The sequence below is a fragment of the Streptomyces sp. NPDC012510 genome, from assembly GCF_042955065.1.
Classification (GTDB): domain Bacteria; phylum Actinomycetota; class Actinomycetes; order Streptomycetales; family Streptomycetaceae; genus Streptomyces.
The window spans coordinates 31,688-56,002 of sequence record NZ_JBIBEN010000027.1 but is presented as its reverse complement, the minus strand read 5'-3'; the positions used below and the strand labels follow the sequence as shown (position 1 = coordinate 56,002).

Annotated in this window: 17 protein-coding genes; 13 read left to right on the top strand and 4 right to left on the bottom strand. The window is 72.2% G+C overall.

What is annotated here, in order from left to right:
• Positions 1–162: 162 nt before the first annotated feature.
• The 4 genes from ispG to ACFY9I_RS35990 all read left to right on the top strand — a co-directional run bounded on the left by ispG (position 163) and on the right by ACFY9I_RS35990 (position 4,885).
• Complete coding sequence (gene ispG, locus ACFY9I_RS36005; protein WP_391009686.1) at positions 163–1,320, top strand: flavodoxin-dependent (E)-4-hydroxy-3-methylbut-2-enyl-diphosphate synthase; 1,158 nt, start codon at positions 163–165, stop codon at positions 1,318–1,320.
• Positions 1,321–1,537: 217 nt separating this feature from the next.
• Positions 1,538–2,392 carry a GNAT family N-acetyltransferase gene (locus tag ACFY9I_RS36000; protein WP_391009684.1) on the top strand — a complete coding sequence of 285 codons (855 nt, stop codon included), beginning with the start codon at positions 1,538–1,540 and terminating at the stop codon, positions 2,390–2,392.
• A 157-nt stretch (positions 2,393–2,549) separates the two neighbouring features.
• The gene (locus ACFY9I_RS35995; RefSeq protein ID WP_391009681.1) at positions 2,550–3,080 is read left to right on the top strand and encodes a GNAT family N-acetyltransferase; all 531 of its coding nucleotides are present in this window, start codon (positions 2,550–2,552) and stop codon (positions 3,078–3,080) included.
• Positions 3,081–3,181: 101 nt separating this feature from the next.
• Positions 3,182–4,885, top strand: coding sequence for a proline--tRNA ligase (locus tag ACFY9I_RS35990; RefSeq protein WP_391009678.1), 1,704 nt, complete (start codon positions 3,182–3,184; stop codon positions 4,883–4,885).
• A gap of 175 nt (positions 4,886–5,060) precedes the next feature.
• Here the strand turns inward: ACFY9I_RS35990 and ACFY9I_RS35985 are convergent, their stop codons facing one another.
• The 3 genes from ACFY9I_RS35985 to ACFY9I_RS35975 are packed head-to-tail and all read right to left on the bottom strand — an operon-like array spanning position 5,061 to position 7,072.
• A complete protein-coding gene (locus ACFY9I_RS35985; RefSeq protein ID WP_391009676.1) occupies positions 5,061–5,993 on the bottom strand; it encodes an aminoglycoside phosphotransferase family protein in 933 nt (310 codons plus the stop codon).
• Between the two features lie 27 nt (positions 5,994–6,020).
• Positions 6,021–6,476: a DUF4439 domain-containing protein gene (locus tag ACFY9I_RS35980; RefSeq protein WP_391009674.1), complete on the bottom strand. Its 456-nt coding sequence runs from the start codon at positions 6,474–6,476 to the stop codon at positions 6,021–6,023.
• Positions 6,473–7,072 carry a hypothetical protein gene (locus ACFY9I_RS35975; RefSeq protein WP_391009671.1) on the bottom strand — a complete coding sequence of 200 codons (600 nt, stop codon included), beginning with the start codon at positions 7,070–7,072 and terminating at the stop codon, positions 6,473–6,475. Before ACFY9I_RS35975 ends, ACFY9I_RS35980 begins: the two co-directional genes overlap by 4 nt.
• 223 nt (positions 7,073–7,295) lie before the next feature.
• Between ACFY9I_RS35975 and rimP the strand changes: the two genes are divergently transcribed.
• The 9 genes from rimP to ACFY9I_RS35930 all read left to right on the top strand — a co-directional run bounded on the left by rimP (position 7,296) and on the right by ACFY9I_RS35930 (position 20,930).
• Entirely contained in the window at positions 7,296–7,805 is a 510-nt protein-coding gene (rimP, locus tag ACFY9I_RS35970) for a ribosome maturation factor RimP (RefSeq protein ID WP_391009668.1), read from the top strand.
• 2 nt (positions 7,806–7,807) lie between these two features.
• Positions 7,808–8,794, top strand: a complete 987-nt coding sequence (gene nusA / locus ACFY9I_RS35965) for a transcription termination factor NusA (protein ID WP_391009665.1) — start codon at positions 7,808–7,810, stop codon at positions 8,792–8,794.
• 149 nt (positions 8,795–8,943) lie between these two features.
• Positions 8,944–9,240, top strand: coding sequence for a DUF448 domain-containing protein (locus tag ACFY9I_RS35960; protein ID WP_391009663.1), 297 nt, complete (start codon positions 8,944–8,946; stop codon positions 9,238–9,240).
• 147 nt (positions 9,241–9,387) lie between these two features.
• Positions 9,388–12,498, top strand: a complete 3,111-nt coding sequence (infB, locus tag ACFY9I_RS35955; protein ID WP_391009661.1) for a translation initiation factor IF-2 — start codon at positions 9,388–9,390, stop codon at positions 12,496–12,498.
• A gap of 335 nt (positions 12,499–12,833) precedes the next feature.
• Positions 12,834–13,127: a DUF503 family protein gene (locus ACFY9I_RS35950; RefSeq protein ID WP_391009658.1), complete on the top strand. Its 294-nt coding sequence runs from the start codon at positions 12,834–12,836 to the stop codon at positions 13,125–13,127.
• 60 nt (positions 13,128–13,187) lie between these two features.
• Positions 13,188–13,637 (top strand): 30S ribosome-binding factor RbfA, encoded by a 450-nt coding sequence (gene rbfA, locus ACFY9I_RS35945; RefSeq protein WP_391009655.1) that lies wholly within the window; start codon positions 13,188–13,190, stop codon positions 13,635–13,637.
• The gene (gene truB / locus ACFY9I_RS35940) at positions 13,634–14,548 is read left to right on the top strand and encodes a tRNA pseudouridine(55) synthase TruB (RefSeq protein WP_391009652.1); all 915 of its coding nucleotides are present in this window, start codon (positions 13,634–13,636) and stop codon (positions 14,546–14,548) included. The genes rbfA and truB overlap by 4 nt, the downstream gene beginning before the upstream one ends.
• Positions 14,549–14,867: 319 nt before the next feature.
• Complete coding sequence (locus ACFY9I_RS35935) at positions 14,868–19,838, top strand: hypothetical protein (RefSeq protein WP_391009649.1); 4,971 nt, start codon at positions 14,868–14,870, stop codon at positions 19,836–19,838.
• Between the two features lie 138 nt (positions 19,839–19,976).
• Positions 19,977–20,930 (top strand): bifunctional riboflavin kinase/FAD synthetase, encoded by a 954-nt coding sequence (locus tag ACFY9I_RS35930; protein ID WP_391009646.1) that lies wholly within the window; start codon positions 19,977–19,979, stop codon positions 20,928–20,930.
• Positions 20,931–21,057: 127 nt separating this feature from the next.
• Here ACFY9I_RS35930 and ACFY9I_RS35925 read toward each other — a convergent pair whose 3' ends face one another.
• Positions 21,058–24,126 carry an AAA family ATPase gene (locus ACFY9I_RS35925; protein WP_391009836.1) on the bottom strand — a complete coding sequence of 1,023 codons (3,069 nt, stop codon included), beginning with the start codon at positions 24,124–24,126 and terminating at the stop codon, positions 21,058–21,060.
• Positions 24,127–24,315: the final 189 nt, after the last annotated feature.

Here is a 24,315-nt window from a genome sequence, read left to right as displayed (position 1 = left end):
CGACGGCCGGGCCCACGCGCGGAGCGGGGCCCGGCCGCCGTCGCGACGGGTGGCTCTACGACGGTGATGTGCTCGGGCCTACGCCTGTGCCGTAATCTCAAAGCCTGGAGCCCGCCCGTACCGGGACCCGGTCCTGATCCACAACTTGGGGTTGCACAGCAGATGACTGCGATTTCTCTCGGCATGCCGTCCGTTCCGACCAAGCTCGCCGAGCGCCGGAAGAGCCGGCAGATCCAGGTCGGATCCGTGGCGGTCGGCGGAGACGCCCCGGTGTCGGTCCAGTCCATGACCACCACCCGTACGTCCGACATCGGCGCCACACTGCAGCAGATCGCCGAGCTGACGGCCTCCGGCTGCCAGATCGTCCGCGTCGCCTGCCCCACGCAGGACGACGCCGACGCCCTCCCGGTGATCGCCCGCAAGTCACAGATCCCGGTCATCGCCGACATCCACTTCCAGCCGAAGTACGTCTTCGCCGCGATCGAGGCCGGCTGCGCCGCCGTCCGCGTCAACCCCGGCAACATCAAGCAGTTCGACGACAAGGTCAAGGAGATCGCCAAGGCGGCGAGCGACCACGGCACCCCGATCCGCATCGGCGTCAACGCGGGCTCCCTCGACCGCCGCCTCCTGCAGAAGTACGGCAAGGCCACCCCGGAGGCCCTGGTCGAGTCCGCCCTCTGGGAGGCCTCTCTCTTCGAGGAGCACGGCTTCCGGGACATCAAGATCTCGGTCAAGCACAACGACCCGGTCGTCATGGTCAACGCCTACCGCCAGCTCGCCGCCCAGTGCGACTACCCCCTCCACCTGGGCGTCACCGAGGCCGGCCCCGCCTTCCAGGGCACCATCAAGTCGGCCGTCGCCTTCGGCGCGCTGCTGAGCGAGGGCATCGGCGACACCATCCGTGTCTCCCTCTCCGCCCCGCCGGTCGAGGAGATCAAGGTCGGCAACCAGATCCTGGAGTCGCTGAACCTGAAGCCGCGCCGCCTCGAAATCGTCTCCTGCCCCTCCTGCGGCCGCGCCCAGGTCGACGTCTACAAGCTCGCCGAGGAAGTCACCGCCGGCCTCACCGGCATGGAGGTCCCCCTCCGCGTCGCCGTCATGGGCTGCGTCGTCAACGGCCCCGGCGAGGCCCGCGAAGCCGACCTCGGCGTGGCCTCCGGCAACGGCAAGGGCCAGATCTTCGTCAAGGGCGAGGTCATCAAGACCGTCCCCGAGTCCAAGATCGTCGAGACCCTCATCGAGGAGGCGATGAAGATCGCCGCGCAGATGGAGGCCGACGGCATCGTCTCGGGCGAACCCACGGTGGCGGTAGCGGGCTGAGGACGCCGCAGGCGCCCCGAAAGGGGCGCGCAGCTGTATCGATATGCGGCTCCGCCGCGTGGGCGCGACAAGCCACGACGCACCCGCACCCGCCAAAGCGCAGTGGTCCCCGAGCGGCCGGGCGCCCCGGCCGCGGCGCAGCCGCAGGGAGCCCCGCCACAGCCCGGCAGGGTATCGTGCGGAAATCAGCGCAGACCCCAGGGTGAGGCCCCCGCACGTGTTGACCCAGACCACCACCAGGGTCCTCGAACCGAGTGACCTGGACGCCGCACTCGCCGTACTGGACCGAGACCCCGTCGCGAACGCCTTCGTGACGTCCCGCGTCCAGGTCGCCGGGCTGGACCCGTGGCGGCTGGGCGGCGAGATGTGGGGTTGGTACGAGGACGGCGCCCTGACCTCCCTCTGCTATGCCGGAGCGAACCTCGTCCCCATCTGCGCCACCCCCCGCGCCGTCCGCGCCTTCGCCGACCGCGCCCGCCGGGCCGGCCGCCGCTGCTCCTCGGTCGTCGGACCCGCCGAGGCCACCGCCCAGCTCTGGCGCCTGCTCGAACCCAGCTGGGGCCCGGCCCGCGAGGTCCGCGCCCACCAGCCCCTCATGGTCACCGACCGGCTGCCCGACCCCACCGAGGTCACCCCGGATCCGTACGTCCGCCGCATCCGCAAGGACGAGATGGACACGATCATGCCGGCCTGCGTCGCCATGTTCACCGAGGAGGTGGGCGTCTCCCCGATGGCCGGCGACGGCGGCCTCCTCTACCAGGCCCGCGTCGCCGAACTCGTGGGCTCCGGCCGCTCGTTCGCCCGCCTCGACGCCGACGGCCGCGTGGTCTTCAAGGCCGAGATCGGCGCCGCCACCCCCCAGGCCTGCCAGATCCAGGGCGTCTGGGTGGCCCCCGAATACCGAGGCCAGGGCCTCGCCGCCCCCGGCATGGCGGCGGTCCTGCGCTACGCCCTCGCCGACGTGGCCCCCTTGGCCAGCCTCTACGTCAACGACTTCAACACGGCGGCCAGGCGCACGTACCAGAGGGTGGGCTTCCAAGAGGTGGGCGCCTTCATGAGCGTGCTGTTCTGACCAACGGCTTCAACGGCTCGACTTCGGAGCACCGGGCGAGGAACGCGCCCCATAGGGGCACGGGGCTGTATCCGTACGCGGCCCCCGCCGCGTGCGCGCGACCAGTCACATCCAACCCGCACCCCGCAGACGCGAACCCCCCTGTAGCATCCGCAACATGGACCTCGTCATCGGCCCCTTGGACCTCTCCGCCCACGTAGACGAGGCCTTGGCGGTCCAAGCCGTAGCCTTCGGCCTCGGCCCCGACGAGGTGGCCGTCCGCCGCCAGATCGTCCTCCGCCACATGACCTACCCGGGAGCAAGGGCACTCGGCGCCACCGTCGCAGGCCGCCTCGTCGGTTTCGTCTACGGCATGCCCAACGACCGCGTCCACTGGTGGTCCACCGTCGTGGAGCCCTACCTCCGCGCACTCGGCCACGAACACTGGCTGGACGACTCCTTCGTCATCACCGAACTCCACGTCCACCCCCGCCACCAGAATCAGGGCGTCGGCCGCGCACTGATCACCACCATCACCGACAGCGCCGCCGAACCCCGGTCGATCCTCTCCGCCATCGACGTCGACAGCCCGGCCCGCGGCCTGTACCGCTCCCTCGGCTACACGGACCTGGCCCGCCAGGTCGTCTTCCCCAGCGCTCCGAAGCCGTACGCGGTGATGGGCGCCCACCTGCCCCTGCGCCGCAGGTGACCGCCGCACCGGCGGCCACCGCCACCGTCGGATTTCCACGGGCCCCCGCCCCCCGGCTAACCTCCTGCCATCACCCGATCCGCAGCAGGAGTACGAGAACCATGGCGAACGCACCGGTCCAGCGCATGTCCCAGTTGATGGCGAAGACGCTGCGCGACGACCCGGCGGACGCCGAGGTGCTCAGCCACAAGCTCCTCGTCCGCGCCGGCTACGTCCGCCGCACGGCGGCCGGCGTGTGGACCTGGCTGCCCCTCGGCAAGAAGGTCCTCGCCAACGTGGAGCGGATCGTCCGCGAGGAGATGGACGCGATCGGCGCCCAGGAGGTACTGCTCCCCGCGCTGCTGCCGAAGGAGCCCTACGAGGCGACCGGCCGCTGGGACGAGTACGGCCCCGAGCTGTTCCGCCTGAAGGACCGCAAGGGCGGCGACTACCTCCTCGGCCCCACCCACGAGGAGATCTTCACGCTGATCGTGAAGGACCAGGCGTCCTCCTACAAGGACCTGCCGGTCATCCTCTACCAGATCCAGACCAAGTTCCGTGACGAGGCCCGCCCCCGCGCCGGCATCCTGCGCGGCCGTGAGTTCCTGATGAAGGACTCGTACTCCTTCGACACCGAGGACGAGGGCCTCGCCCAGTCCTACGCCCTGCACCGCCAGGCGTACCAGAAGGTCTTCGAGCGCCTGGGCCTCGACTACCGCATCTGCGCGGCGACGGCCGGCGCGATGGGCGGCTCGAAGTCGGAGGAGTTCCTGGCCCCGGCAGACGCGGGCGAGGACACCTTCGCGGACTGCCCGGCCTGTGACTTCGCGGCCAACACCGAGGCGATCACCTACGAGTTGAAGCCGGTCGACGCGGGCGACGTGGCCGCCCTCGAAGAGATCCCGACGCCCGACACCCCGACCATCGAGACCCTCGCCGCCCACCTGGGCGTCCCGGCCTCCGCCACCCTGAAGAACCTCCTCGTGAAGGTCGACGGCGAGATCGTCGCCGTCGGCGTCCCCGGCGACCGCGAGGTCGACATGGGCAAGGTCGAGGCACACTTCGCCCCGGCGGTCGTCGAGATGGTCACCGAGGCGGACTTCGCGGGCCGCCCCGACCTGGTCCGCGGCTACGTCGGTCCGCAGGGCCTGGGCGAGAAAATCACCTACATCGCCGACCCGCGCGTGGCCCCCGGCACCGCCTGGATCACCGGCGCCAACAAGGACGCCACACACGCCAGGAACGTCGTCGCCGGCCGTGACTTCCAGGTCGGCGAGTACGTCGACGTCGTGGTCGTCCAGGAGGGCGACCCCTGCCCCAACTGCGGCACCGGCCTCAAGCTGGACCGCGCCATCGAGATCGGCCACATCTTCCAGCTCGGCCGCAAGTACGCCGACGCCCTCAAGCTCGACGTCCTCGGCCAGAACGGCAAGCCGGTCCGCGTCACCATGGGCTCGTACGGCATCGGCGTCTCCCGCGCGGTCGCCGCCCTCGCGGAGCAGTCCGCCGACGACAAGGGCCTGTGCTGGCCCGCCGAGGTCGCCCCGGCAGACGTCCATGTCGTCGCCGCCGGCAAGGCCCTCCAGATCGAACTGGCCCTCGACGTCTCCGAGAAGCTGCGCACGGCCGGCCTGCGCGTCCTGGTCGACGACCGCGCCGGTGTCTCCCCGGGCGTGAAGTTCACCGACTCCGAGCTGATCGGCGTACCGAAGATCCTGGTCGCGGGCCGCCGCTCCGCCGAGGGCGTCCTGGAGCTGAAGGACCGCCGCACCGGTGAGCGCGAGGAGCTGACGGTCGACGAGGCGATCGCCCGCCTGATCGCCTGATCACCGGCACCTCAGCTCTCTGCAGACCGTTCCCCGACCGTAGGGCGTGACAGAACGTCATGACGGGCGGGGACGGTCATGACGACCGGAGAACGGGGTGGCGCTCCGCCCCGCGCCGCGCCCTCGCGACGAACCGCCGAGGCACCCGGATCGGTGCCGCTCTTCGTCCGAACGGTCAGAGCCACCCGGCGAACTCGAGCAACAACTCCGCATCCCTCGGCCGCCCCACCCGCCGCGCGCGCACCCCCGACTCCACGGCACGGAACAACGTCCACCCCCGCAACCGCTCCTGATCCACGTCCAACGACTCGGCCAGTTTCCTCACCCGCCGCCGGGTGATCGCCGGCCCCGACGGCGACGCGATCAGGTCCTCCACCCGATCCCGCACCAGCCGGGCCAGATCGAACGCACACTCCCCGACCACCGGATCCGGTCCCACGGCCAGCCACGGCAACCGTTCCCCGGCCAGCACCTTGCTCTGCCGGTAGGTCCCGTGCAGCAAACGCTCCTCGGGCGCGTCGGTGAGCAGTTCCTCCCGTGCGGCGAGAGCGGCGTCGACCAGCACCCGCACCTCGCTGTCCCCGGCGGACCCGTCCCGCATCGACTCAGCCTGCCGCTCCGTCCGCTCCGCCACGGTCTCGAAGACATGAGCCTCGGGCGGCTCCACCCACAGCCGCCGCAATGTCGCCGCGGCCTCCAGCAGCGCCTTCGCCTCGGGCAGCGACCGCACCGACAGATCAGGATGCAACCGCTCCAGCAGCAACACGCCCTGACTGTCCCCGGGGTTGAGCAGCCGCACCGCGCCGCGTCCGTCCCAGTGCGCGAGTGCCGCCCGCTCGCTCTCCGGCCGGGCCCGCTCGGGCGCCAGCTTGAGCACGGCGGGGGTGTCGTCGATCAGCCGCACGAGAAGCACCAGACTGCTGCGGCCTCCGGGCGCCTGCACCCGCTCCACGCGCAACTCGCGTAGAGCGACGGCCTGTCGGACGCGATCGGGCAGCGTTTCCAGCCAATCGCCGATGCCGTCACCGCCGTCCGGCCGCCGTGTCTCGGCGAGCGCTCGCACCAGCCGCGGCGGCGGTTCGAAAGCCTCGAAAGCCATGCGAGCCATGTGCGAGTCGTTCCCTTCGAACCGTGATCAGGTGTGCGGTGTCGCCGACGGGCCGGCGGCGGCCGCCCGCTCGGCGAGACCAGGGAAGGCTACGCTTGTGCCGCGCCACCGCACCGCCCGCACCGCCGCTTCCCGCAGCGCCTCCGCCGCCGCACCGCGCCGGTCACCCCTGGATGCCCGTACGAGATCGGAGTACACCCCGGCCACCCGCTCCTCCAGCTCGGCGGCCAGTCGTACGGCGGAGTCCGAATCGCTCACCTGGAAGGGCAGCGCGTACCCGGCGGCCGCAGCGGCCGGTTCGCCGCCCAGATCCCGCACGGCACGGGCCAGTTGGTCCCGACGGGCCCGGTGCGCGTCGTACGCCTGCCGTGCCTCGCCCCGCCGTGCCTCGCCGATCTTGCCGCCGACGACCCCGTACCCGTACACGGCGGCGTGCTCGGCCCTCAGCGCCGCCTGCACCGCCTTCAGTTCCCCGCCGCTCACTTCGCACCCTCCGTCAGCATGTACGCGTGCCCGGCACCGGCCGCCGCCACCGAAGCCATCAACCGCGCCACCTCGCCGGGCACCTCAAGCAACGCCTTGGCCCGCTTGTCGGCGAGCTCCCGTTCGGCGGCGGCCAACTCGGCGAGGGCGGCCGCGGGGTCGTCGGGCACGGGGGAGGGGAAAGCCGAGGCACCTGACGCGGAAGGCGAACCGGTGGGTGAACCCGAAGGTGAACCCGCAGGTGAATCGGTAGGCGCAGCCGTGGGCGAACCGGAAGGCGACGTACTCGACTTGCCCGACCCCTCCCCGCCCCCGAACGCCCGGGCATGGCGTACGACCTCCGCCCGCAACGGCGCCAGCAACCCCGTCAGATCCGGGTGGACGGCGAGCACGGCGTCGTACCGCTCCACGAGCGCCGCACTGTCCCGGGCCACCCGCTCGCGCGCCTTCTCCGCCTTCGACGGGCCGCTCCCGGCGGTATCCGACCCCTCACCCCCGGACGAGCACCCCGCGAGCAGGCCCACACCGGCGGCCCCGACGAGCAAACTCCTTCTCCGCGGCCCCGACAGGGCACGCGCCGACAGGCTGAACGACACAGCAGACGTCCTAGGGGGGTCGTACGAACAAAGAAGCGGTGCGATCACGGTACCCGCGCATCTGTGTCAAGGCCGCCACCACCGCGCCCTCCCTCACCTCCGAGCTCCCTGACGCCCCCACTCACAGCACCCGCATGGACGGCAACACCCCAGCGGAGCGGCTACCCTTTGACCTGACACGCGCCCTACCCACAACAGCACACGCGGCCGAGGAGTCACCCGGATGAGCACCACCCAGAGCGAGAGGCTGCGAGAACTGCTGGAACCGCTCGTACGCTCCCAGGGCCTGGATCTCGAAGAGATCGCGGTGGACTCGGTCGGACGCAAGCGAGTGCTGCGCGTGGTCGTCGACTCGGACGAGGGCGCGGATCTGGACGCGGTCGCCGACGTCAGCCGCGCGCTCTCGGCCAAGCTCGACGAGACGGACGCGATGGGCCAGGCGGAGTACACCCTGGAGGTCGGCACCCCCGGCGCCGAGCGCCCCCTCACCGAGCACCGCCACTACCGCCGTGCCGTGGACCGTCTGGTGAAGTTCCAGCTCCGTGAGAACGGGGAACTGATCGCCAGAATCCTGACCGTGGACGACGACGGCCTCGACCTCGAGGTGCCCGGGGTGAAGGGCCGCAAGGCCACCACCCGCCGGCTCGCCTTCGACGAGATCGACAGGGCCCGCGTCCAGGTCGAGTTCAACCGCAAGGACAAGAAGGACATGAAGGAAGAGGAGGAGGCGTAGCCGTGGACATCGACATGAGTGCCCTCAGGGGCTTGGTGCGGGAGAAGGAGATCTCCTTCGACCTGCTCGTCGAGGCGATCGAGGCGGCCCTCCTCATCGCCTACCACCGCACCGAGGGAAGCCGCCGCCACGCGCGCGTGGAGCTCAACCGGGAGACCGGCCATGTGACCGTGTGGGCGAAGGAGGACCCCGAGGACCTGGAGGAGGGGCAGGAGGCGCGCGCGTTCGACGACACCCCGTCGGACTTCGGGCGCATCGCCGCCACCACCGCCAAGCAGGTGATCCTGCAGCGACTGCGGGACGCGGAGGACGACGCGACGCTCGGCGAGTACGCCGGCCGCGAGGGCGACATCGTCACCGGGGTGGTCCAGCAGGGCCGTGACCCGAAGAACGTGCTCGTCGACATCGGCAAGCTGGAGGCCATCCTGCCCGTGCAGGAGCAGGTCCCCGGCGAGACGTACCAGCACGGCATGCGGCTCCGGTCGTATGTCGTCCGGGTGGCGAAGGGCGTCCGAGGCCCGTCGGTCACCCTCTCGCGCACCCACCCCAACCTGGTGAAGAAGCTCTTCGCGCTGGAGGTGCCGGAGATCGCCGACGGATCCGTCGAGATCGCGGCCATCGCGCGTGAGGCGGGTCACCGTACGAAGATCGCCGTCCGCTCCACCCGTAGCGGCCTGAACGCCAAGGGTGCCTGCATCGGACCCATGGGCGGCCGGGTGCGCAATGTCATGGCCGAGCTGAACGGTGAGAAGATCGACATCGTCGACTGGTCGGACGACCCGGCCGAGATGGTGGCGAACGCGCTGTCACCGGCCCGGGTCTCCAAGGTCGATGTGGTGGACCTCGCGGCCCGCTCCGCGCGCGTGACGGTGCCTGACTACCAGCTCTCGCTGGCGATCGGCAAGGAGGGCCAGAACGCCCGCCTCGCCGCCCGTCTCACCGGCTGGCGGATCGACATCCGCCCGGACACCGAGCAGCCGTCCGAGTAACCACTCGATCGGACGTCCGAACCGGGCCGATCGGGTACTTCCCGGCGGCCGGGGAATAGATCCGAGCCGCAGGTCGCTTAGATCACGACAACAACCGTTCGATTTTTGCCCCGAAGGGGTGAGGTCGGTGCGGGGAGGTAGACTTAGCAGTGTCTGGCCGGACGCGTGCCCGCGCATGCCCTGAACGCACCTGTGTGGGGTGCAGGCAGCGAGCGGCCAAGACCGAACTGCTGCGCGTCGTGGCGATCGAGGACGAATGCGTCCCCGATCCTCGCGGTACGCTGCCCGGCCGGGGTGCGTACGTCCACCCCTCCCAGGTCTGTCTCGACTTGGGCGTACGCCGCCGGGCGTTCACGAGGGCGCTGCGTGCCCCGGGAGCGCTCGACACAAAGGCGTTGCGCCGGTACGTGGAGCAGACGACAGTTGCCGAGCAGGCAACACCGTAAGACGTGTCGTACGGAACCTCTGTACGGCCCTGGTACCCCGCGAGTTGGAAGTAGGTCGAGATTGCGATGAGCACTCGATGAGCACGCGATGAGTACGCCCATGAAGTAGCGACGGTCCGGACGCACCCGGACCTAAAAAGGAGCGAAGTGGCTAAGGTCCGGGTATACGAACTCGCCAAGGAGTTCGGGGTTGAGAGCAAGGTCGTCATGGCCAAGCTCCAAGAGCTCGGTGAATTCGTCCGTTCGGCGTCCTCGACGATCGAGGCGCCCGTTGTACGCAAACTGACTGACGCCCTCCAGCAGGGCAGCGGAGGCGGCAAGCCCGCCCCCCGCAAGGCCGCCCCGGCACGTCCGGCGGCCCCCTCTCCCGCGCAGGCCGCGCGTCCGGCCGCCCCGCGTCCGGGTCCGGCCGCGCCGAAGCCGCCGGCCGCCGAGCGGCCCGCCGCCCCGGCGCCGGGTCCGCGCCCGGTTCCGGGTCCCAAGCCGCCGACGCCGAAGCCCGCTCCGGCCTCCCCGGCCCCGAGCGTGCCCGAGTTCCAGGCGCCCCCGTCGGCTCCGGCCGCCCCGTCCCCGCGTCCGGGCGCACGTCCCGGCCCGGGTGGTCAGCGACCGGCCGGCGGCCACGGTGGCCAGCAGCGTCCGGGCGGTCCTGGTCAGGAGCGTGGCGGCCAGGCCCCGCGCCCCGGCGGCCAGCGTCCCGGCGGTGCCGGTGCGCCCAAGCCGGGCGGTGCCCGTCCGGCCGGCCCGCGTCCGGGTAACAACCCCTTCACCTCCGGTGGCTCCACCGGCATGGGTCGCCCGCAGGGCCCCCGTCCCGGCGGTGCGCCTCGACCTGGTGGACACGGCGGCCCTGGTGGCCCCGGTGGCGCCCAGGGCGGTCCGCGTCCCGCGGCTCCCGGCCAGGCGCCCCGTCCGCAGGGTGCCGGCGGCGGTCCTCGCCCGCAGGCTCCGGGCGGCGCCCGTCCGACCCCGGGCGGCATGCCCCGCCCGCAGGGTGGCGGTCCCCGTCCCGGCGGCGGCCCCGGCGGCCCCCGTCCCAACCCCGGCATGATGCCCCAGCGTCCCGCTGCCGGTCCCCGTCCGGGTGGCGGCGGTCCCGGCGGTCGCGGTCCCGGCGGCGGCGGTCGTCCCGGTGGCGGCGGTGGCGGCGGTCGTCCCGGTGGCGGCGGCTTCGCCGGTCGTCCCGGTGGCGGTGGCGGCGGTTTCGCCGGTCGTCCGGGTGCTCCCGGTGGTGGCGGCGGCTTCGCCGGTCGTCCCGGTGGTCCGGGTGCCGGCGGCGGTGGCCGTCCGGGCTTCGGTGGCCGTCCCGGTGGTCCGGGTGCCCGTGGTGGCACGCAGGGCGCCTTCGGCCGTCCCGGTGGTCCCGCGCGTCGTGGTCGCAAGTCGAAGCGGCAGAGGCGCCAGGAGTACGAGGCCATGCAGGCCCCGTCGGTCGGCGGTGTGATGCTGCCTCGCGGCAACGGCGAGTCCATTCGCCTGTCGCGCGGTGCGTCGCTCACCGACTTCGCCGAGAAGATCGGCGCCAACCCCGCCTCCCTCGTCGCGGTCATGATGAACCTCGGCGAGATGGTCACGGCCACGCAGTCCGTCTCCGACGCGACCCTCGAGGTCCTCGCCGGCGAGATGAACTACACGGTCCAGATCGTCAGCCCCGAGGAGGAGGACCGCGAGCTGCTCGAGTCCTTCGACCTGGAGTTCGGCGAGGACGAGGGCGACGAGGACGACCTGGTCGTCCGCCCGCCGGTCGTCACCGTCATGGGTCACGTCGACCACGGTAAGACCCGACTGCTCGACGCCATCCGCAAGACGAACGTCATCGCGGGCGAGGCCGGAGGCATCACCCAGCACATCGGTGCCTACCAGGTCTCCACCGAGGTCAACGAAGAAGAGCGCAAGATCACCTTCATCGACACCCCGGGTCACGAGGCGTTCACCGCCATGCGTGCCCGTGGTGCGAAGTCGACCGACATCGCGATCCTGGTCGTCGCGGCCAACGACGGCGTCATGCCGCAGACGGTCGAGGCGCTCAACCACGCGAAGGCGGCCGGTGTGCCGATCGTCGTCGCGGTCAACAAGATCGACGTCGAGGGCGCCGACCCGACCAAGGTGCGCGGTCAGCTGACCGAGTACGGCCTGGTGGCCGAGGAGTACGGCGGCGACACCATGTTCGTCGACATCTCCGCCAAGCAGGGTCTGCACATCGACTCCCTGCTCGAAGCGGTCATCCTGACCGCGGACGCCTCGCTCGACCTGCGGGCCAACCCGAACCAGGACGCGCAGGGTATTTCGATCGAGTCCCGCCTCGACCGCGGCCGCGGTGCCGTGGCGACGGTCCTCGTCCAGCGAGGCACGCTGCGGGTCGGCGACACGATGGTGGTCGGCGACGCGTACGGCCGCGTCCGTGCCATGCACGACGACAACGGCAACAACGTGCTCGAGGCAGGCCCGGCGACGCCGGTGCAGGTCCTGGGTCTGACCAACGTCCCGGGCGCGGGCGACAACTTCATCGTCGTGGACGAGGACCGTACGGCCCGTCAGATCGCCGAGAAGCGCGCCGCCCGTGAGCGCAACGCCGCGTTCGCCAAGCGCACGCGCCGCGTCTCGCTCGAGGACCTGGACAAGGTGCTCAAGGCCGGCGAGGTCCAGCAGCTCAACCTCATCATCAAGGGTGACGCTTCTGGTTCCGTCGAGGCTCTGGAGTCCTCCCTGCTCCAGCTGGACGTCGGTGAAGAGGTCGACATCCGCGTCCTGCACCGCGGCGTCGGTGCGGTCACGGAGTCCGACATCGACCTGGCGATGGGCTCCGACGCCATCGTGATCGGCTTCAACGTGCGCGCCGCCGGGCGTGCGCAGCAGATGGCCGAGCGCGAAGGTGTGGACGTCCGCTACTACTCGGTCATCTACCAGGCGATCGAGGAGATCGAGGCGGCCCTCAAGGGCATGCTCAAGCCGGAGTACGAAGAGGTCGAGCTCGGTACGGCGGAGATCCGCGAGGTCTTCAAGTCGTCCAAGCTGGGCAACATCGCGGGTGTTCTCATCCGCTCCGGCGAGGTCAAGCGGAACACCAAGGCCCGCCTCCTCCGCGACGGCAAGGTCATCGCGGAGAACCTCAACATCGAGGGTCTGCGTCGCTTCAAGGACGACGTCACCGAGATCCGCGAAGGCTTCGAGGGTGGTATCAACCTCGGAAACTTCAACGACATCAAGGTCGACGACGTCATCGCGACGTACGAGATGCGCGAGAAGCCGCGGGCGTAAGCCGGTGGTACACGCCGGCCGGGGGTGCCATTCGGTACCCCCGGCCGGTGTGGCCGTTCCTGGGGGCTTCGCCCCCAGACCCCCTTCGCGCAGTTCCCCGCGCCCCTTTTAGGGCGCGGGGAACTGCGCGAGAACCCCCACCGGGCCCGCACCCGACAACGCACCCGAGGGGGTCGAAGGGGCGCAGCCCCTGGGGATGGGACGGGTAGGGGCGGCGGGGGCGAAACAAATCCCGTCGAGCCGCCCGCCGGGTTCGTTGTACGGTTCTGATGTTCCCGCCCGGTCACACGAGGCGGGCCATCTATCCCGTACCGGCGGGTGAACCGGATACATACATGTATGTAGGGACTCTGTCCTTCGATCTCCTGCTCGGCGACGTACGGTCGCTGAAGGAGAAGCGCTCCGTCGTCCGCCCGATCGTCGCGGAACTCCAACGCAAGTTCGCGGTGAGCGCGGCGGAGGTCGACCACATGGATCTGCATCGCCGCGCCGGCATCGGTGTGGCGATGGTGTCCGGGGACACAGGACATCTGAGCGATGTGCTGGACCGGTGCGAGCGGCTGGTCGCCGGTCGCCCGGAAGTGGAACTGCTCTCGGTCAGACGCCGCCTGCACGGTGACGACGACTGACCCGCCGCAGGGACAATCAAAGAAGCAGCGGTAACGCAGAACGAGCTAGGAGACGGACCAGTGGCCGACAACGCGCGTGCCAAGAGGCTGGCGGACCTCATCCGAGAGGTGGTGGCCCAGAAGCTGCTGCGCGGGATCAAGGACCCGCGGCTCGGCTCACACGTCACCATCACGGACACCCGGGTGACCGGGGACCTGCGGGAGGCGACCGTCTTCTACACGGTGTACGGGGACGACGAGGAGCGGGCGGCCGCCGCCGCGGGACTGGAGAGCGCCAAGGGCATCCTCCGCTCCGAGGTCGGCCGTGCCGCGGGTGTGAAGTTCACGCCGACCCTCACCTTCGTGGCCGATGCCCTCCCCGACACCGCCCGCACCATCGAGGACCTCCTCGACAAGGCGCGGACCTCGGACGCCGCGGTGCGCGAGAGCGCCTCGGGTGCGAAGTACGCCGGTGATGCCGACCCGTACCGCAAGCCGGGCGAGGACGACGAGGACGACGCCACCGAATGACCCAGCAGCGCCAGAAGAACACCACGCCCGACGGCCTTGTCATCGTCGACAAGCCGTCGGGCTTCACTTCGCACGATGTCGTCGCCAAGATGCGCGGTATCGCCCGGACCCGGAGGGTCGGGCACGCGGGGACACTCGATCCCATGGCCACGGGCGTCCTCGTCCTCGGAGTCGAGAAGGCGACCAAGCTCCTCGGCCATCTCGCGCTCACCGAGAAGGAGTACCTGGGCACCATCCGGCTCGGGCAGACGACGATCACCGACGACGCCGAAGGCGAGATCACGGCGTCGGTCGACGCGTCGAAGGTCAGCCGCGACGCCGTCGACGACGGTGTCGCCAAGCTGACCGGCGAGATCATGCAGGTGCCGTCCAAGGTCAGCGCCATCAAGATCGACGGCGTGCGTTCGTACAAGCGGGCCCGGGACGGCGAGGACTTCGAGATTCCCGCCCGGCCCGTCACCATCTCCTCCTTCGCGGTGTACGACGTCCGGGACGCCGTGGCCGAGGACGGCACCCCGGTCCTCGACCTGGTGGTGTCGGTGGTGTGCTCCTCGGGGACGTACATCCGGGCGATCGCCCGCGATCTCGGCGCCGACCTGGGCGTCGGGGGCCACCTCACCGCCCTGCGCCGCACACGCGTGGGACCGTACAAGCTGGACTCCGCCCGGACCCTCGACCAACTCCAGGAGAACCTGACGGTGATGCCGGTCGCCGAGGCCGCCACGGCCGCGTTCCCCCGCTGGGACGTGGACGAGAAGCGGGCGCGGCTGCTGCTGAACGGGGTGCGGCTGGAGATGCCCGAGGAGTACGCCGGCCGGGGCGCCGTGGCCGTCTTCGACCCGGCCGGTCGCTTCCTGGCACTGGTGGAGAGCCAGAAGGGCAAGGCGAAGAGCCTGGCGGTCTTCGGCTGACGCTCACCCCTACCCGCCGCACAACCGGCTACCCCGAGCCTTCTGAGCCTCGCAAGCCTCCCGAGCCATGAGGCGCCCGACGGCTCAGCCCGGCGGAGCGTGGAGCGGCGGTCACGGGGTCGCTGTTCCCGCCGCTCCACGGTCCCCCCTCGGTTCCCCCACCCAGAGGTGTATCCATCTGCTCGGGGCTATTCACCCCTTCGAGCAGGCGCTCGGAGTGAACCGAGGGAGCGGAAGGGGGCGCGTTCGCCGAGCGATCTGTTCTGCTGATCTTCACGTGCCTACCGTCGGAACACAGGTACGACGGGAGGTACAGGACATGGCGGTACGGGGCCGTCGGGCAACCGATGACGGCCGTCGGCCGGCGCGGGACGAAGTCCTGGTGCGGGTCGGCGACCTGGCGGGACGACCACGCGGCACGGGCTTCGTCGCCGATCACCATGGCACGGTCGTCACCAGCCACGAGGCGGTGGACGGGCTGGCACGGTTCGTGGTGCACGCCACCGGGGACCGCGTGTGTGTGGTGACCTCCGAGGCGGTGACCCCGCTGCCCGCCTTCGACCTCGCGCTCATCCACACGGAGGGGCTGGACGTGGCTCCCCTGCCCCTCGCCCTGCGGGACGGGGTCGAGACGGGGGCGTACGTCCGCATCGCGGCCGGCGGCTGGCGCGAGGCCCGGGTACTGGGCACGGCGGACGTCACGTACACCGCGACCGACGGTTTCCATCTGCTGCGCGGCGCCCTGGAGTTGGCCATCGGAACGGCGGGCAGCGAGGCGCTGCGGTTGGGCGGGGGCGCGGCCGGGGGGCCCGTGCTCGACATGACCACCGGGGCCGTGGTGGGTGTCCTCGGTACGGCCCTGGAGGCACGGCACCGGTCCACCGGCTTCGCCGTACCCCTGCGCGGATGGCGGGACGAGCCGCACCTGGCCGAACTGCTCGCGCGCAACGCGGCGACCGTACCCGTGTACGGAACGGACCTCAATCTGGCGGGGGTGCTGGAGCTGACGGCGACCACCGTGGGGTCGGACGGGCCGGGGGCGAGCGCCGGGACAGTCGTGGGATCGGTCGGGACAGTCGCGGGATCGGTTGGAGCCGAGCCCGTCGAACGCGTCGACGTCGTCAGGGAGTTCACCGCCTTCGTCAACGGCCCCGCCACCGTCCTCGGCCTCGTGGGCCCACCTGGCAGTGGCCGTACGACGGAACTGGCGGCGCTGGCCACCCGCCGCGGCCGGGACCCCGAGCCCGCTCCCACTCTGTTGCTCCGCGGCGCCGACCTCGCGGCCGACGACCTCTCCGTGGCGGACGCGGCCCGCCGCGCGCTGGAGCGAGCGGGGCGGATCGTGGCGGCGTCGACGGCGCCGGCCGTAGCGGTCGCGCCGGGCACGCCAGGCACGCCGGGCGCCTGGCGCGGGCCGGCCGGCGCGCATGGGGTGCCCGGGGCCCAGGGGGATGTTGGTGCTACTGGTGCGGGGCGGTCGGCGGCGTCGACCATGGCGAGGGCTTGGGGCGGGTCGGCGGGTTCGGGTGGGGTGCCGGGGGCCGAGGGCGCTGCCGCCGCATGGCCGTCGGGCGCGTCCAACGCGTCCAACGCCTCCGCCTCGTCGGCCTGGTGGGCTGGCTCGGGCTTCTCGGCCACGTCGGCTGCTGCGGGAGCCGGAGACGGCTGGCATCTCTCGGGTGCTGTGGGTGCTGCGGGTGCTCAGGAAACCCAGGGATCTGCAGGTTTGTCGTCGTCCGCGACGAGGGCCGCGGGCGCTGCGGACGAGTGGCGGGCCGGGGTGAGGCAGCCGTCGGTAGCCGGGCGGTACGCAGGGGAGTTGGGGGACATCCGGCCGGAGCGGCTGGCCCGGCTCGCGGGGGCGGAGGGGCGGCCGCTGTTGCTGCTGCTCGACGGGCCCGAGGAGATGCCGCCTGCGCTCGCCCACCGGTTGGCCGACTGGACCGCCGGGACGGTCGAGTGGCTGCGGGAGAACGGGGCCCGGCTCGTGGTGGCGTCCCGTGCCGAGTACTGGGAGCGGGCCGGGGCGCAGTTCCCGGCGGAGCTGCTGCACGGGGACGCGCCCGGCGGGGAAGGGCAGTCGCTGCCTGCCTGTGTGCGGCTGGGTGAACTGACGGAGACCGAGGCTCGACGCGCCCGGATGCGGTACGGCATTCCCGAGGACGCCCTCTCCGCCGCCGATGCTCGCCATCCGCTCACCCTGCGGCTCCTGGCCGAGGTGCGGGCGGCGCTGCCGGAGCCCCCGGGCGGCCGGCCCGGTGAGGATGGCGCCTTCGCCGGGCCGCCCGGTCGGGGGACCGCCGGGGGCAGCCGGTCGGGAGCGGAGGGGGCGGAGCCGGAGAGGTCGGGCAGGGAGAGGTCGGGCACGGAGGGGTCGGGCACGGAGGGGTCGGGCAGGGAGAGGTCGGGCACGGAGGGGTCAGGATCGGAGGGGTCAGGATCGACTGGTCCGGAATTCCATGAGCTGGGGGCCGCCCGCGGGGGCGCCTACGAGCCCTCGGGCTGGGGCGCCGGCGAGACGGCATCCATGTCCGACGGCGCCTCCGGTGCGGCGGCACGTTCCCGGGGCGTGAGCGGACGCTCGTCCGGCCAGGCGGCGCCCTGTATCCGCACGGGTGGAGGCTCGTCCGGCCAGGCGGTGCCCTCCTCCGGCCCGTGCGCGGCCTTCTCCGGTCCGGAGACTGGCCCGCTCAGTCCCGCTGCTCCCGCCGCGCCCGCCCCATTCGCCGGTGCCCGCGGACCCTCCCGCAGTTTGGGAGCGCGCTCATCAGTAAGGGCGGCACCCCCTACTGGCACGAGCCCCTCCTCTCTCGGGGCCATGGGGGCCACCTTCGCACCGACGGGGCATTCCTCCGGGGCGACAGGGGCTACCGATGGCTCGACAGAGGCCTGCTCCGGCTCGACGAGGCCCTCACCCGGCGCGGAGTCCTCCTCCCGCGCGGAGCTCGCCCCCCGCGCGGAGCTCTCCCTCTGCGCGGAAGCGTCCGCCGTTGTCCCGCGGGCGCTCGATCGGGACGAGGTGCTCGCCGCCTACCTGGACCTGATGTGCCTGCGCGTCGCGGTACGGCTCGCCGCGGTGAACGGGATACGGGGCACGGCCGTACGGCGGCTCGCGGCGCAGGTCTCCGGGCAGGTGCATGAGGCGGCCCGGCGGTGCCTCGGGCCTGGGCAGGGGGAGCTGGACCGGGCCGCGTTCGAAGCGGTGTTCCCGTGGGGGCCGGTGCCGGGGCGGCGGCTCGGCGGCACCACCGGCTGGGCCTCGGCCGTCCTCACCGAGGGGTTGCTCGTCCCGGCAGGCGACGGCTACCGCTTCGCCCACGAGGAGTTGGCCGACTGGATCCAGGGCGCCCACCTGGACCTGGACGCCGCCCTGCACGCCCTGGTGCACCGGGGCTGGGTCGCACAGGACGAGGCGCGGCGGGGCTGGGGCACGATGCCGTCGGAGGCCCGCGTCCGCCGCCAGGCCCGCCGTGCCACCCGCGACCTCCCTGTGCCCCGCCACCGCATCGGCCCCGTCGTCCACGCTCTGCTTCTCCTCGGCCGGCAGCAGGGCCCCACCGAACTCGCCGGGCGCCTGGAGGAGTTGCTCGACGCCCTGGACGCACTGCTGCCGCCGGGCGCCCCGGCACCCGACGACCCGACCTGGTGGGCCACCCGCCTCCTCACCGAGGTGCTGCTACGGGTGCCCGACGCGACACCGTACAGCCGGGTGCTGCGGTTCCTCACCGAGCGGATCGGGGCCTGGCGGGACCAGGGGCGGGGGGTGCCCGCGGAATTCGGGCCGGACCTCTGGGCGGCACTGCCACTGCCCCCGGCGGAACGGTTCGACCTGCTGCGACGCCTCGTCGTCGCCGACCCGGCGACCGGTGAAGGGCCCCGCTACCTGGACGCGGTCTCCCGCCTCCTCGCCGCCGACCCCGCCGCCGTACAACCGCACCTCACCCGCTGGTTCCACGACGACACCCCGCTGGCCGCGACCCCCGACGCCATCGTGGCGACCGCCGCTCAGGCGCTGCTGCACACGCATCGGCGGTGCGCCCTGGACGACCTGACCGAGGCCCTGGTCGACTGCGCGCACCGGCGGGGTGACGAACTGCTCGCCGTACTGTCCGAGGAGGAGCCCGCGGCGATGTGCCGGGCCGTGGACCGATGGGCTCACGACGAGCGCCCGGCGCGGCGGGTCGCGGCGCTCGCGTACGGCCTGCGGACCGCGCCGCACGTGCGCACGGACGCCGACCGCGAACGCCTCCGCCACGCGGCCCTCGCCCTCCTGGGCCGCCCCGCCGACATCACCCTCCACAGCGGCGCCTTGGCCCTGCTCGTGCGGGACCCGAGCACCAGGCCCCGGTACCTGCCGGAGGCGCTCAGACGCTTCGCCGCCGGTGACCCCCACCTCCCCGCGAGCGCCCTGGCCACCGCCCTCGCCACCCACCCCGATCCCGTCCTCGAGGCCTTCCGCGCCCGGCTGCGGACCCCGGGCAGCGACCGCTGCAACCGCCCCGGTAAATCCGACCGTCCTGGTGGATCCGACCATTCCGGTGGATCCGACCGTCCCAGTGAGTTCGACCGTGCCGGTGGCTCCGACTGCTCAGACGGGGAGGTACTGCGCACGCTCGCCACGGTCACCACACCCGGCCTGGCGCGGCGCGTCACCACCCTCGTACGGGAGGTCGTCCGACTGCGCCCCGAGGTGGCAGGGCACGTGGCCGTCTACGTCGACCGGCGGCTGGAACAAGGCATGGGCACCCGAACCGTACTGTTTCCACTGGTCAGCGAGTTGATCACGGACGGCCCGGTCCAGGTACGGGCGGCTCTCGCGGCGGTCTTCGCCCAGCCCGGCACCTCCATCTCCGCACCGCTGCGCCGTGAACTGCTCGACCTGCTGATGGCGACCGAACGGGACCCGTCCGTCCTGGACACGCTGCTCCGGGCGGCCGCCGGGCGCGGCATCGAAGGCGGCAGGGAGGCGGGCGAGAGCAGCAGAGACACCGAGGGCACCGAGAACATGAAGGGCATGAGGGAAATGAAGGACATGCAGTATATGCAGTACATGGAGGACACCGGGGCGCTCGTTCACCGGGTCGGGATGCTCCTCGTTCGTACGCCCGAGGGGGCCACCCGTTTCGACTGGGCTCTGGTCGACCTGGCCCGCCATGTGCCCGGCTTCGCGGAGCTGGTGGCCGGGTGGTTCAGCGGGACACCCCAGGAATGGGCGGCCGTGGTCGGGCCGAGCACACGCCGGATGATCGAGAACCTGGCGGGGGTGTCGGGGGTGCGGGTGCCCGCGTGAGACGGGGACAGGTGGAGAAGAGGGGGGTGCTCCGGGTCACAGCCCGGATGCCGATGCGGGCGGAGGGCACCGGGCATGGCACCCTTAGACCTGCGTATGAGGCAACCACGGACACAGGTTCGACGAGGAGCGGTCACAGTGCAGCGCTGGCGTGGCTTGGAGGACATCCCCGAGGGCTGGGGGCGCAGCGTCGTCACCATCGGTTCCTACGACGGGGTGCACCGCGGGCACCAGCTCATCCTCCGGCACGCCGTGGAGCGCGCGCGTGAGCTGGGCGTTCCCACCGTCGCCGTCACCTTCGACCCGCACCCCAGCGAGGTCCTGCGCCCCGGCAGCCACCCCCCGCTGCTCGCCCCGCACCACCGCCGCGCCGAACTGATGGCCGAGCTGGGGGTGGACGCGGTCCTGATCCTGCCGTTCACCACCGAGTTCTCCCGGCTGTCCCCGGCCGACTTCGTCGTGAAGGTCCTGGTCGACAAGCTGCACGCCAAGGCGGTCGTCGAGGGCCCCAACTTCCGCTTCGGCCACAAGGCCGCCGGAGACGTCGCGTTCCTGGCCGAGCAGGGCAAGACGTACGACTTCGACGTCGAGGTCGTCGACCTGTTCGTCACCGGCGAGGCGGGCGGCGGTCAGCCCTTCTCCTCCACGCTGACCCGCCGACTGGTCGCGGAAGGCGACGTCGAGGGCGCCCACGAGATCCTCGGCCGCCCCCACCGCGTCGAAGGCGTCGTCGTCCGCGGCGCCCAGCGCGGCCGCGAACTGGGGTTCCCTACGGCCAACGTCGAGACCCTCCCGCACACCGCGATCCCCGCCGACGGCGTCTACGCCGGCTGGCTGCACGTCGACGGCGAGGCCATGCCCGCCGCGATCTCCGTCGGCACGAACCCCCAGTTCGACGGCACCGAGCGCACGGTCGAGGCATACGCCATCGACCGCGTCGGACTCGACCTCTACGGCCTCCATGTCGCCGTCGACTTCCTCGCCTTCGTGCGCGGCCAGGCGAAGTTCGACTCGCTGGAGGCGCTGCTCGTGGCGATGGGCGACGACGTGAAGAAGTGCCGTGAGCTGATCGCTGCGTTCGAGGCGGAGTAGCCCCCAGGTCCAGCCGGGTCGTCTCTGACCGGATGCGCTGAGGACACGCCGAGGACACGCCAAGGACACGCCGAGGGCCCGTACCGTTCGTGGATCCAGGAACGGTACGGGCCCTTTGCCGTGCGGGTTACTGCTGGGGCGGTGCCGGAGGATAGGGCTGGCCCTGGTTTTGGCCTTGGCCCTGGTCCTGCTGCGGAGGGTACGGCTGCCCTGGGGCCTGCTGTCCGGGGTAGCCGGGCTGACCGGGCTGGCCGTAGGGCTGCGGGGCCTGGCCGGGGCCCGGCTGCCCCGGGTAGGGCTGACCGGGGTACGGCTGCCCCTGCTGCTGCGGCGGATACGGCTGCTGACCGGGCGTCGGCTGACCGGGCATCGGGTGGCCCGGCATCTGCTGGCCGGGCATGGGCGGGGCGGCGACCGGTGGAGGGTTGCCGTCCGACGTCCACAGACCGTGCGACTGCTGATGGCGGGCGATGTCCTCGGCCACCATGGCCGCGAGCGTGAAGTACGACTCCCGCACCTTGGGCCGCATCATGTCGAGGTCCAACTCGGCACCGGCGGCCAGGTGTTCGTCGAAGGGCACGACGACGACACCTCGGCACCGTGTCTCGAAGTGGGAGACGATGTCCTCCACCTTGATCATCTTGCCGGTCTCGCGCACCCCGGAGATGACCGTGATGGAACGTGCCACCAGGTCCTGGTACCCGTGCGCGGAGAGCCAGTCCAGCGTCGTACTGGCGCTGCTCGCACCGTCCACCGACGGCGTCGAGATGATGATGAGCTGGTCGGCGAGGTCGAGCACCCCGCGCATCGCGCTGTACAGCAGACCCGTACCCGAGTCGGTCAGGATGATCGGATACTGCCGGCCGAGGATGTCGATCGCACGCCGGTAGTCCTCGTCGTTGAACGTCGTGGAGACGGCCGGGTCGACGTCGTTGGCGATGATCTCCAGACCCGAGGGAGCCTGCGAGGTGAACCGCCGGATATCCATGTACGAGTTGAGGTACGGGATCGCCTGGACCAGGTCACGGATGGTGGCGCCGGTCTCGCGGCGTACCCGGCGGCCGAGGGTTCCGGCGTCCGGGTTGGCGTCGATCGCGAGAATCTTGTCCTGCCGCTCGGTGGCGAGCGTCGAACCGAGGGCCGTGGTGGTCGTCGTCTTGCCCACGCCACCCTTGAGGCTGATGACCGCGATGCGGTAGCAGGACAGCACGGGCGTCCTGATCAGCTCCAGCTTCCGCTGCCGCTCGGCCTCCTCCTTCTTCCCACCGAGCTTGAACAGTCCACCGCCCGACGCCGGACGACTGCTCTTGGCCTTCTGCTTCTTGCTGTTCAGCAGCCGGTCCGACGACAGCTCCACGGCCGCCGTGTAACCGAGGGGCGCCACACCCGGGTTGGTGGGTTGCCGGTGATCGTGCTGCACGGGCTGCGGCCAGGCGGCGCCGGTGCGGGGGTCGACGGGGGCGGGGGGTTGGGCGTGACCGCCGGGATGACCGGGGTGGCCTGCTTGGCCGGGCTGACTCGTGTGGCCGGGCTGTCCGGGCTGGCTGGGCTGACCCGGGAACGGGGGTTGCGGTTGGCCGGGGGGCTGGGGGAAGCCGTAGCCGCTCTGGCCCTGGGCGTCAGGTGTGCCGGGAGCGCCGGCGGGCGGGAAGCCGTAGCCGGCCTGCGGGCCGGGGGCCTGAGGGGCTGCGGGGCCGGGAGCGGGCGCGCCCGGTGCGTTCGACGTGCCCGATTGGGCGGGGTGAACGGGGGCCTGGGGGAAGCCGTAGCCGCCTTGCTGGGGGACGGGTGCGTGCGGGGGTACGGGACCGCCCGGGGGCGGGAATCCATAACCCGGGGTGGGCTGGGCCGGGGGTGCGGTCGGGGCGGCACCGCCGGGGTGGCCCGGCGGCGTGGGCGGCTGCGGGAAGCCGTAACCGCCCTGCTGGGGGATGGGCGCCTGCGGGGGGACGGGGCCGGGCGGGAAGCCGTAGCCGGGAGCCTGCGGAGGCGTCGGGCCGGGGGCGGGAGCCGCCGCCGTACCGGAGGCCTCGGGAGCGCCGGGCGAGGGCGGGGCGCCGGGCGCTCCGGACGAGGCTTCGGCCGGGTTGCCCCACGCCGAGGGCGCGCCCTGGGGGGCCTGAGGGTGGAACGGCTGCTGAGGCGGCACGGGCGGCGCGCCCTGCGCCGCAGGCGCGGCAGGGGGCCACTGCCCCGCCGGGGCAGGAGCGCTGGGCTCAGCACGCTGGAAAGCGGGCGGCAATGGTGGAAGCTCCCCCTGGGCCGGCGGCGGCGTCCAGGCGGGAGGAGTCTGCGGCACGCCTGCGGGGGCGCCCTGAGCGCCCTGAGCGTGCTGAGGGGCGCCGGGCGGAGGCGCGGCACCCTGAGGCATGGAAGCCGTTGGAGCGGCGGCCTGGGGCTCGGCTGAGCTGGGAGCGGGAGCGGTCGGCTCGGTGACGTCGGGAGCGACGTCTTGAGGGACGGAGTGCTGAGGGACGGAGCCCTGAGGGGCGGCGTCATGAGGAGCTGCGTCCTGCGGAACGGAGCCCTGGTCAGGGGTGTCCTGCGGAGCGGTGCTCTGGCCAGGGGCCGCGCCCGTAACGGCACTCTGCGGACCGCCCTCTTGGCGAACGGCATCCGCCGTCTCGGCCCCGTCGGGGACGACATCCGACTCCTCGGCACCATCGGACTGCTCGCCCTCAGCAGCACCTGTGCCAGCACCAGCACCAGGACCGGCACCGATATGTCCACCAGCGGCCGGATCCGGGCCAGCCGAAGCGTCGCCGCTCGCCGCACTCTCGTCGCTCTCACCGTCACTGACCTGCACGTCCGGCTCCTCACCGGACGTGGCGGCACCAACGGTCTGCTCCTGCGCATTCGCGTCTGCCGCAGCAGCCGTACCAGCCACGCTCACTTCCTCAGCGCCGACGAGCCGGTCACCGGCGCCGGCACCGTCGCCCTCACCGCCCACGGATCCCGTGCCGGGGACATCGGCATCGGCACCCCCCTCCGCCTGCGGCGAGTGCGACTGGAAATCACCGGCGGTCACTTGACCATCCGAAGCAGCGTCGCCACCTTCACCGGCCCCAGCGCCCGCAGTGGAACTCGCACTCGCAGCCGCACCCGCATCGGCGGACCCGGCGGACCCGGCGGAGCCCGCCTGGGCCGCGGCCGCGTCCGCGATGTCACGCTTCAACGCTGCCGCCGAGATCCGCATGGTCGCGCCACTCTCGAGGTCCCCGTTGTCGACACCGGCCTCGGGCGCGGCGGCCACCGGAGGCCACGGAGGCGGCACAGTGCCGCCCGGACCGGCACCCGACGCGCCCGGGATGCCGACGGGAGGGCCGACCGGCGGCGCGGCCGGAGCCGTGGCGGAACCGACGACAGGAGGAACGCTCCCCGCGTC